Consider the following 9,745-nt stretch of genomic DNA (forward strand, 5'->3'; position numbering starts at 1 on the left):
GTCCGGCCGGCCCGCTGGCCGTGAGCGCGGCCCAGAGCAGCCGGCGCAGCAGGACGATCGCCGCCGCCGCGGCCAGGGCCGTCCAGCCCTGGCCGCCGGCCAGCCGCAGCAGCCCGGCGGCGGTCAGCAGGTCCAGCAGCACCCGCATCGCGCACCGCCAGGAACCCGTGCCGAGCAGCACCGCCAGCCCGGCCAGGGTGGCGAGGGCGGTGGTGACGGTGACCAGGGCACGGATCACCGGACGCGCTCCGACTCCCGGACCTGCTGCTGCTCCTGGCGGATCTCCCGGCCCAGGAAGTAGTTCAGCGCGGTCCGGATCGCGGCGATGGCCGCCAGCTGGCCGATCTGGGTGAAGGTCGGCGAGACCGCCGTACGCAGGATGTCCGCCGCGAGCTGGAACTCCAGCCCGAGGGTGAGGAACCGCCCCAGGGAGAGTCGGATCGGGGTGAACACGGCGGCGCTGCGGTGCCGCAGTCCCTCGACCACGAACCGCAGCGCCGCCCACGCCGCCCCGACGAAGATGACCACCGCCCCGGCGACCTCCACCGCCGTGACCAGGCCCTGGTAGCCGTGGCGCAGGATCTCCTCGACGCCCATCCGCTGGCGATACCCGGCCAGCGGGGCGGTAGTCGGCGTCGGGTGGGCCGCGTGCCGGCCGGGGCGGTGGCCGGGCGTCAGGTGAGCTGCGTGACGGCCTCCAGGATCAGCCAGAGCCCGCAGATCGCGAAGAGCACCGCGGCGCCGTACTTGATGGTCTTCTCGGGCAGCCGCTTGCCGAGCATCCGCCCGACGAGGATGGCGAGCGCGTCCGCCGCCACCATGCCGATCGTCGAGCCGAGCCAGGTGCCGAACCAGCCGTACTGGGTGGCGAGGGTGATGGTGGCGAGCATGGTCTTGTCGCCCAGCTCGGCCAGGAAGAACGCGACCGACACCGCGACGATGGCGGACTTGCTGCTCTTCTCGGCCTTGCGCTTCTCCTCCTCGGTGAGCGAGTCACCGCGCAGGGTCCACGCGCCGAAACCGAGGAACGCCAGGCCCGCGACGAGCGAGATCCACTCCGTCGGCAGCGCGGCGCCGAGCCCGTAGCCGATCGCCACCGAGGCCAGGTGCACCACGGCGGTGGCGACGGTGATCCCGATCAGGACCGGCACGGTCTTGAAGCGGGTGGCGAAGGTCAGGGCCATCAGCTGGGACTTGTCCCCCAGCTCGGCGACGAAGATGACGCCGAAGCTGACGACCAGCGCGACGAGGAAACCTTCCATGACATCCTTCCGGATCATGCCGGGAGGAGGTACGGGGGCGCCCTCGACCCGGCTGCAACAGCCTGGGTCGAAGGTCTCGCCCGCCTCGGATGACGAGGCCGCGTGGCCGGATGCGGAACGCACCAGTGTGTCGACCACGACATTGGGGGCTACTCCCCTTCGCGTCGCCCAGCCTAACCGATCACCGATCGGGCCGGCTCCGGCGGGTGAAGATGCTCACCCGCCGGTCACCTGGCGCGGCCGCACCCGTCACTCGGCACGGGCCAGGGTGACGCCGAAGAGGCCGGCCGGATCGGTCCAGAAGTCCTGGGCCACGAAGCGGGCCGAGCCCAGCTCGGCCGCGATCCCCTCGGGCCGGAACTTCGCCGACACCTCCGTGCGCAGCTCCTCGCCCTCGGCGAAGGTGACCGTCAGGTCCAGCACCCGTACGCGCATCGGCCGCCGCGCCCGCAGCCGCATCTCGATCCACTCCCGCTCGGCGTCCCAGAGCGCGACGTGGGCGAACCCCGCGGGATCGAAGTCGGCGCCCAGCTCCCGGTTGACCACCCGCAGCACGTTGCGGTTGAACTCGGCGGTGACCCCGGCCGCGTCGTCGTATGCCGGCACGACCACCGCCGGGTCCTTGACCAGGTCGGTGCCGATCAGCAGCCAGTCCCCCGGCTCCAGCGCGGCCCGCATCGCGGCGAGGAACCGCGCCCGCTCGACCGGCAGGAGGTTGCCGATCGTGCCGCCCAGGAAGAGCACCAGCCGGCGGCCACCGGTCGGCAGGCGGTCCAGGTGGCGGGTGAAGTCCCCCACGATGCCGCGCACCCGCAGCCCGGGGTAGTCGGCGGCGATCTCGGCGGTGGACTGCCGCAGCGCGCTGACCGACACGTCCAGCGGCACGAACGTGCCGAGCCCGCCCCGACGGGTGAACGCGTCCAGCAGCAGCCGGGTCTTCTCCGACGAGCCCGAACCGAGCTCGATCAGCGTCTTCGCCCCGGTCAGCTCGGCGATCGTGGCAGCCCGTTCGGCCAGCACCGTGCGCTCGGCGCGGGTCGGGTAGTACTCCGGCAGGCGGGTGATCTCCTCGAACAGCTCGCTGCCGCGGGCGTCGTAGAACCACTTGGGGGGCAGCCACTTCTCCTCGGCCGTCAGGCCGGTGCGGACGTCCTCCCGCAGGCTGCGGCCCAGGTCCTGCTCCTCCAGGTGGATCTCCAGCGGCTCCGCGCTCATGTCATCCCCTTCGTCGTCGGGTGGAACGTCCTGTCGGCCGGCGGTCAGACCTCGGCGAGGGCGCGGACGCGTACCCCCGTCGCCGTGGCCTCCACCAGTTGCCCCTCCGGCACCGCCTGCCAGCCGGGGTCGTCGTCGTGCGGTTCGGACGCCAGCAGCACCGAGGCCGGCGTCGCGCGGATCGACAGCGCGTGCCCGGCCACGCTGGCCACCACGGTGCGCCCGTCGGTGAGCAGCAGGTTGAGCCGGGACCCGGGCGCGGCCCCGGCCACCGCCGTCACGGTCTCGGCGACCGCGCGCGCCGGCTTCACCCCGGCCCGCAGCCGGTGCCGCACCAGCGCCCACACCAGCGCCGAGTCGGTGGCCGCGTCGAGGGTGAGCAGGTCGCGTACGGGCAGGGTGGCGGCGAGCGGGACCATCGAGTCGGGCCAGCCCCGCACGACCCCGTTGTGGCTGAACAGCCACCGCCCCTCGGCGAACGGGGCGGCGGCCCCGTCGAGGACCGCCATGCCCACCGTGGCGGAGCGGACGGCGGCCAGCACCGCGCCGGCCGAGGTGACCTGCGCGAGCTGGGCGATTGTCGGGTCGCTCCAGATCGGCTGCGACCGCCGGTAGCGCACCGGCTCACCGTCGCCCGGGTACCAGCCGACGCCGAAGCCGTCGGCGTTGATCGTCCCGCCGCCGCGCATGTCGCGGGGCGCCCAGGACTGCCGCACGAGCGAGTACGGCGGGTCGAACAGCAGCTCCCGCAGGGTGACCGGCGGCCCCAGGTAGGCCAGGTGGCGACACATCAGGCGACACCGTCCCGCCCGGCGGGGCGGCCCGGGCGCCGGCCGCCGATGTCGCCCCGCCCCGGGGGCCGGCCCCGGAACAGGGTGCCTGCTCCGGCCCAACCGTCCGGCCGCCCCGTCCTCACGGCTGCGACTCCTCCGGCCGGGCGTCCCGCGCGCAGCGGAAACCGCTGAAGATCTGCCGCCGGATCGGGAAGTCCCAGTTGCGGAAGGTGCCCCGGCAGGCGGCCCGGTCCGTGCCGAACGACCCGCCGCGCAGCACCCGGTGGTCGTCGCCGAAGAAGACCTCCGAGTATTCGCGGTAGGGGAACGCGGTGAAGCCCGGGTGCCCCCGGAACGGCGTGGAGGTCCACTCCCACACGTCGCCGATGAGCTGGTGCACGCCCAGCGGCGAGGCGCCGGCCGGGTAGGCGCCCACCGGCGCGGGCCACAGGTGCCGCTGGCCCAGGTTGGCGTGCTCGGCGGTGGGGTCGTCGTCGCCCCACGGGTAGCGGCGGGAGCGGCCGGAGGCGGGGTCCCAGCGGGCCGCCTTCTCCCACTCCGCCTCGGTCGGCAGCCGCTTGCCGGCCCAGGCCGCGTAGGCCCGCGCCTCGTGGTAGCAGACGTGCACCACGGGCTCGTCGTCGCGGACCGGCGCCCACCGCCCGAACCGCCGGTAGGCCCAGCCGTCGCCGTCGCGTCGCCAGTGCATCGGCGCGACCAGCTCCGCCTCCCGGCGGTGCCGCCAGCCGGCCGGGCTCCACCAGCGCGGGTCGTCGTAGCCGCCGTCGGCGATGAACTCGCGGTAGCGCCCGTTGGTCACCGGCGCGGCGTCGATGGCGTAGGCCGGCAGGTGGACCCGGTGGGCGGGTCGCTCGTTGTCCAGCGCCCACGGGTCGGTGTCGGTGCCCATGGTGAACTCGCCGGCCGCCACCAGCACCTCGCCGTCGACCCCGGCCGTCGGTTCCGGCGGCGGCGGGGCGTGCAGCACCGCCGGGCCGACGCGCAACTGGTGGGTGGCGAGCATCGTCTCGTCGTGCTGCTGCTCGTGCTGCACGATCATGCCGAAGGCGAAGCCGTCGGCGACCAGCGGCCGCTCGGTGAACGCGACCCGGTCCAGCAGGTCGAGCACCTTGTCCCGGACCGTGAGCAGGTAGGCGCGGGCCTCCTGCGGGGGCAGCAGCGGCAGCGTCGGGCGGTCCCGGCGGGGCTGCTTGAACGCGTCGTACAGGTCGTCGATGTCCTGCCGGACGGGCTCCCGCCCGCCCACGTCCCGGACCAGCCAGAGTTCCTCCTGGTTGCCCACGTGGGCGAGGTCCCAGACCAGCGGGGACATCAGCGGCGAGTGCTGCCGCGTCAGGTCGGCCTCGTCGACCGCCTCGGTCAGCAGGGCGGTGCGGGCGCGGGTGCGTTCGAGTTCCGCCGCGATCCGGCTGCGCAACTGCTCCGGGCCCGCCGGGCGCGTGGTCGTTCCGGTCACCGGTGACTCCTCCCCGCGGCGTCGCGTCGCCGCCGTACGCCTCGGTCGATGTCGTCGTGCAGGGCCGCCGGCAGGTCGAGCCGGGGCAGGGCCGCGAGGGCCAGGTCGAACAGGTCCGCCGCCGCGGCGGCCAGCGCCGGGTCACGCAGGCCGTGGCGGGCGGCGGCGTGCCAGCGGTGCGCCACCGGCCCGGCGACGGCGCGGGCCGCGCGGACCGTGCCCGGGTCGGCGAGCAGAACGACCAGCACCGCGAGCGGGAGCAGCCAGCCCCGGCCGGGCTGCGTGTCGAGGTAGCGCAGCTCCAGGTAGCCCCGGGGTCGCACCGGCGGGAAGAGGGTGCTCACGTGGTAGTCGAGGTCGTCCGTGGTGGGCGGCCGGGGCAGCGCCCCGTCGATCCAGTCGGCGAACGTGATCCCCGGCGGCGGCGTCCAGTCCGGGCCGTCGCCGCGCACGCAGAGCAGTGGCGCGGCGAGGACGTAGCTGGTCCAGGCCGTGACCGGGTCGGTGTCGGTCTCCGGCGTCCACACGGGACGGGTGCGGGCCGGGTCGATGCCGTACCAGGCGGCCATCCGGGCGGACGCCCAGCCGGTGCTGCGCCCGGCGTGCCGGTCGGCCGTGGCGAACGCGGCCAGCAGGGGCGGCCCGAGCGCGTGCACCGCCGCCCAGCGCTCCGGCAGGTGGTCCGGCTCCCCAGCGTCGAGGCAGACCTGGAGACCGGCCGTGCTGTACATCATCGTCCGGCCGGCCGGGCCGCGCCGGTCGAAGACGTGGCGCATGGCGCGGTAGCGGGGGCCCTCGACCACCGGGCGGGGTGGCCGGTGCGGGTCTATGCCGGTGCGCCCGAGGACCAGCCCGGCGGCGTCGAGCAGGCCGTTCAGCACGGCGATGTCGCCGTCGGTGGCGTGGATGAGGGTGGCGAGCGAGGAGCGTGGCGCGGTGGAGATCTCCAACTGCCCGCCGGGCTCCACGGTCACGGTGCCACCGTGCGGGAGCGGTTCGGCGGGGCTCGCGCGGTCGAGGGTGCGGGGGCTGTGCCGCCCCAGTGCCGCCCGGAGCCGCTCGCCGTCGACCGGGCGGGCGGGGTCGGCGGCGTCGTGCACGGTCCATTCGAGTTCGACGCCGGTGTGGGTCGGTGGACCGGTCTTGAAGCAGATGCGCGCGAGGTGACCCTCGGCGGCGGCGGACTCCCGCAGGACGGTGGTCCGGTCGAGCTCCGGCGACGTCACCACGGCATGGGCCCCCTTCCCGGCCGACTTCCGTTCGGTGTCACCGTAACGCCACCCACCGTCATCGGCGCGGGCGTCGGTGGCCCCACGCACTCCTGTCTAGCAGACGAATTCCGCGCGGCCGGCCGGAACGTGCAGCGCAAACGGCCTCTCCCGGCCCGTCGCGACGGGCGGGAGAAATCAGCGGCCGGGACCGACCGCGAGGGGCGTCAGTCGGTCGGGGTCGCAGTCGGGGTCGGGCTCGGCCCCTTCTTCGGCGGCTTGTCGGGCGACTCCTTCGCCGCCACGTCGGGCAGCAGTTGCCCGCAGAAGCCTTCAACCCGCTCCCGGCCGCCCGCCGTGGTCACCAGGCGCGCGAACGAGGGGGTGTCCAGGGCCTTCTCCCGCTGCGCCGGCTTCTTGGCCAGGTACGCCCGGCAGAGTCCGCGCAGTTGTTCGGCGTTCCCCTGCGCTCCCGGCACGTCGCTGGCGGTGCTGCCGGGGGCGGGTGCGCCCGAGGTCGGGGCGGCGGAGGGGCGGGGCGGGGTCCCGGTGGGGCGGCCAGCGGGGTCGCCGGTCGATCCGTCCCGGTGCGGACCGGTGGTGGCCGGCGCCGGGGTCGGGGTGACGGGGCGGGGCGGCGGGGCCGGGTCCTCGGCCCGGTCCAGCGTGACGGCGGCGAAGGCGGCGCCCGCGGTCGCGGTGACCGCGATCCCCGCGCCCCAGGCCATGGCGCCGGCGGTGAACCGGCGCCGGCGTGGCGACGGCACGGCTCCGGCGGCGGGGCCGGCCGCACGCGCCGCCCGGAAGGCCGCCAGGGCGTCCTCCTCCCCGGCCAGTTCGCCGGGGCGGGCGGGGGCGGCGGCGGCGGAGAGCAGCCGGGCGAGCGGCTCGGCGTCCGGCGTACGGGAGGCATCCGCGCGGGCGGCGTCGAGCAGCCGGTCGGACGCGCCGCGGTCGGCGGGCCGCTCGGTCCGGCGAAAGAACATCCTGGATCCCCTCACGTCAACCGTCCGCCGGTTCGGCGTGCGACGCCTGCCGCCGGCCGGTGCGCGGTCGGGGCGCCGCGGCGGCCTCGGGGGCGGCCGGCGACCGGCTCGGGTCGTAGCGTTGTTCCATCAGGACGGCGAGCCGGCGCAGCCCCCGGTGGGCGGCGGTGCGCACGGCACCGGCCCGGCGGCCGAGTACCCGCCCGGCGGTCTCGGCGTCCAGCCCGACGACGGCGCGCAGCAGGACGGCCTCGGCCTCGCGGGGCGGCAGGGTGGCGATCAGCGCGAGCGCCGCCTCGGTGCCGATCGTCTCGCCGGCCCGTTCGGCCGTGTCGGCGTCGCCGGCCAGTTCGGCGAGCGCCTGCACCGGCACGGGCAGCGCGGGACGGCGGCGCTGCCGGCGCAGGTGGTCCATGGCCCGGTTGCGGGCGATGGTGACCGTCCAGGCCCGGAACTCGCCGCCGGTGAAGCTGGGCAGGTCGCGGGAGACCTGCAACCAGGTCTCCGAGGCGACGTCCTCGGCGTCCGCGCCGACCAGGGCGGTCAGGTACCGGAGCAGGCCGGGCTGGAGGCTGCGGTAGAGGAAGCGGAAGGCGTCCTCGTCGCCGGCCTGCGCCGCCACGACGGCCTCGTTCAGCTCACCGGCCATGTGGTCGCCGCTTCCGTCCCGTGGACACGCGCAAGCGGCGCACGCCCACATGGGCGTGCGCGAGGCAAGCACGGTCCGGCAAACGGACCTGATCCCGCACCCTCAGCCCCCCGCTGACCTGATCACGCCCGGGACCGCGTCGCCCGGACCGATTCTCTGGACTCCTGCCGTGGCGGCACGGCCGATGGCGCAGGTGCCGCGGCGACGCCGTGGGGCGGGCCCGAGTCGGGCTAACGCTAGGAGCGCCGGGTCGATCGGGCAAGCCCGCCCCGGTGGGCAGAAGAGTGAGAATTATCTAGCCGTTCGGCCGGGCCGTCGCCGTAACGGCACAGCGGCCCGGGACGCTGCACGCCATCTGCGGGCGCGGGCGGCGGCGCATTCGACCAGCCCACGACGGACATGAGGGGAATGTCGTCACACACGGTCCACGGACGCTCACAGCCTATCCGAGGCGGGCCCGGTCCCGCCGCCCCCACCACGCGGGCGGCGCGGGCCGGCCCGACGGCACGCGGCGCGCCGATCCCCGCCGGCCTGGGTACGGTAATGCTGTGTTGTCATCGGAGGTCGTACTCAGCGGTCGCTACCGCCTGGACGAGCGTGTCGCCACGGGCGGCATGGGCGACGTCTGGCGGGGCAAGGACCTCGTCCTCGGCCGGCAGGTCGCGGTCAAGGTCCTGCTGCCGGCGCTGGTCTCCGACCCCGACTTCATCGCCCGCTTCCGTGCCGAGGCCCGGATCATGGCCGCCCTGCGCCACCCGGGCATCGTCCAGGTCTTCGACAGCGGCGAGGACGACCTGCCCGACGGCGGGCGGGCCGACTACCTGGTCATGGAGTTCGTGACCGGCCAGCCGCTGTCCAAGCGGATCGAGGCCGTCGGGCGTCTCGACGTGGCCGAGACGATGGCGATCGTCGCGCAGGTCGCGCAGGCGCTGCACGCCGCGCACCTCGGCGGGATCGTGCACCGCGACGTCAAGCCGAGCAACCTGCTGGTGCAGGAGGACGGCAGTGTCGTGCTTGTCGACTTCGGCGTCGCCCGGTCGACAAACATCACCAGCATCACCAGCACGAACGCCGTGCCGGGCACCGCGCTCTACATGGCGCCGGAGCAGGCCGCCGGCCGGCCGGTGTCCGGCGCGACCGACATCTACGCCCTCGGCGCGGTGACCTACTGCTGCCTGAGCGGCAGCCCGCCGTTCACCGGCGACAACCCGCTGCAGGTCGCCGTGCGCCACCTCGACGACGAGCCGCCGGAGTTGCCGCACGACGTGCCGGAGGCGGTCCGCGCGCTGGTCTCCCGCGCCCTGGCCAAGGACCCGGCCGACCGGTTCAGCAGCGCGGCGGCGATGGCCGAGGCCGCCCGCGCCGCCGTGTCCGACCCCTCCGCGCCGACCGCCATGGTGCCCGCCGCCGCGGCGGCGGGCGGCGTCGACCCGGGCACCCGCACCGACGTGCCGGTCGCCGCGAGCGTGGCCCGCCGGAGGCGACGCGGCACCCTGGTCGGCGCGGCGGCGGCGGTGCTGGTGGCGCTGGCCGGGCTCGGCGCGGCGCTCGGCATGACCAGCGAGGCCGACGCGCCGGCGGTCAAGGTTCCGCAGGCGACCACCCCGGCCGCGGAGCCGAGCGGCGGCGCCGAGGCGCCGGTGAAGCAGGAGGACGCCCCCGTCGACCCCGGCCGGCCGTTCCGACCCACCGGCTCCACCGCCAGCCCCTCGCCGTCGGCCACCGCGCCGCCGGTCTCGCCCCAGCCGAGCGGGTCGGCGGCTCCGGAGTCGCCGGATCCCACCGAGACCGACGATCCGCCGACGGCGACGCCCAGCAACCCCGCCCCGACGCAGACCACGCCGCCGGCGCCGGAGCCGACCGAGACGCAGACCACCCCGGTCGAGCCGGCCAATCCGCCGGTGGTCTGAGCCCCGGCCATTCCGCCACGCCAGTCCCACTGGCACCGATAACCCCAAACCGGACGTACGGGCACAGAAATCACTCTAGGCTCCCGAGCAGGCACTTTCCGCCCTCTGCCTCAGGAGCCCGGGTGAGCGTTGAGAAGTTGGTCGTCATCGGCCAGGGATACGTCGGCCTGCCGCTGGGCTCTGGCCGAGCTGATTCTCGCCACCGCGCCAAACGGAAACCAGGGGACCAGTGGCTTCACGGGCTAGGGCGTCGATGCTGTCAAGC

At 75.4% G+C, this 9,745-nt stretch carries 10 protein-coding genes; 1 reads left to right on the forward strand and 9 read right to left on the reverse strand.

Translation table 11 applies throughout. From position 1 onward, the window contains the following. From AB0B83_RS29320 to AB0B83_RS29360, 9 genes are all read right to left on the reverse strand, one after another. Window positions 1–238 (reverse strand): hypothetical protein (locus AB0B83_RS29320; protein WP_357580881.1); only part of this gene is annotated, 238 nt, incomplete at its 3' end. Next, the gene (locus AB0B83_RS29325) at window positions 235–597 is read right to left on the reverse strand and encodes a DUF1622 domain-containing protein (protein ID WP_132234546.1); all 363 of its coding nucleotides are present in this window, start codon (window positions 595–597) and stop codon (window positions 235–237) included. The genes AB0B83_RS29325 and AB0B83_RS29320, both read right to left, overlap by 4 nt. 77 nt (window positions 598–674) lie before the next feature. Continuing rightward, window positions 675–1,262 (reverse strand): TMEM165/GDT1 family protein, encoded by a 588-nt coding sequence (locus tag AB0B83_RS29330; protein ID WP_132235035.1) that lies wholly within the window; start codon window positions 1,260–1,262, stop codon window positions 675–677. Window positions 1,263–1,511: 249 nt separating this feature from the next. Then, on the reverse strand, window positions 1,512–2,477 hold the full coding sequence (gene egtD, locus AB0B83_RS29335) for an L-histidine N(alpha)-methyltransferase (RefSeq protein WP_357580882.1): 966 nt from the start codon (window positions 2,475–2,477) through the stop codon (window positions 1,512–1,514). 44 nt (window positions 2,478–2,521) lie between these two features. Continuing rightward, complete coding sequence (gene egtC / locus AB0B83_RS29340; protein ID WP_357580883.1) at window positions 2,522–3,268, reverse strand: ergothioneine biosynthesis protein EgtC; 747 nt, start codon at window positions 3,266–3,268, stop codon at window positions 2,522–2,524. Window positions 3,269–3,389: 121 nt separating this feature from the next. Continuing rightward, window positions 3,390–4,727, reverse strand: a complete 1,338-nt coding sequence (gene egtB, locus AB0B83_RS29345) for an ergothioneine biosynthesis protein EgtB (protein WP_357580884.1) — start codon at window positions 4,725–4,727, stop codon at window positions 3,390–3,392. Next, window positions 4,724–5,956: an ergothioneine biosynthesis glutamate--cysteine ligase EgtA gene (gene egtA, locus AB0B83_RS29350; RefSeq protein WP_357580885.1), complete on the reverse strand. Its 1,233-nt coding sequence runs from the start codon at window positions 5,954–5,956 to the stop codon at window positions 4,724–4,726. Before egtA ends, egtB begins: the two co-directional genes overlap by 4 nt. A 206-nt stretch (window positions 5,957–6,162) precedes the next feature. After that, entirely contained in the window at window positions 6,163–6,921 is a 759-nt protein-coding gene (locus AB0B83_RS29355) for a hypothetical protein (RefSeq protein WP_357580886.1), read from the reverse strand. A 16-nt stretch (window positions 6,922–6,937) separates the two neighbouring features. Continuing rightward, window positions 6,938–7,570, reverse strand: a complete 633-nt coding sequence (locus AB0B83_RS29360; protein WP_357580887.1) for an RNA polymerase sigma factor — start codon at window positions 7,568–7,570, stop codon at window positions 6,938–6,940. 548 nt (window positions 7,571–8,118) lie between these two features. Between AB0B83_RS29360 and AB0B83_RS29365 the strand changes: the two genes are divergently transcribed. Then, entirely contained in the window at window positions 8,119–9,480 is a 1,362-nt protein-coding gene (locus AB0B83_RS29365) for a protein kinase (protein ID WP_357580888.1), read from the forward strand. The last annotated feature ends 265 nt before the right edge of the window (window positions 9,481–9,745 follow it).

The organism is Micromonospora sp. NPDC049060 (genome assembly GCF_040649055.1).
In the GTDB taxonomy this organism is placed as follows: domain Bacteria; phylum Actinomycetota; class Actinomycetes; order Mycobacteriales; family Micromonosporaceae; genus Micromonospora; species Micromonospora reichwaldensis.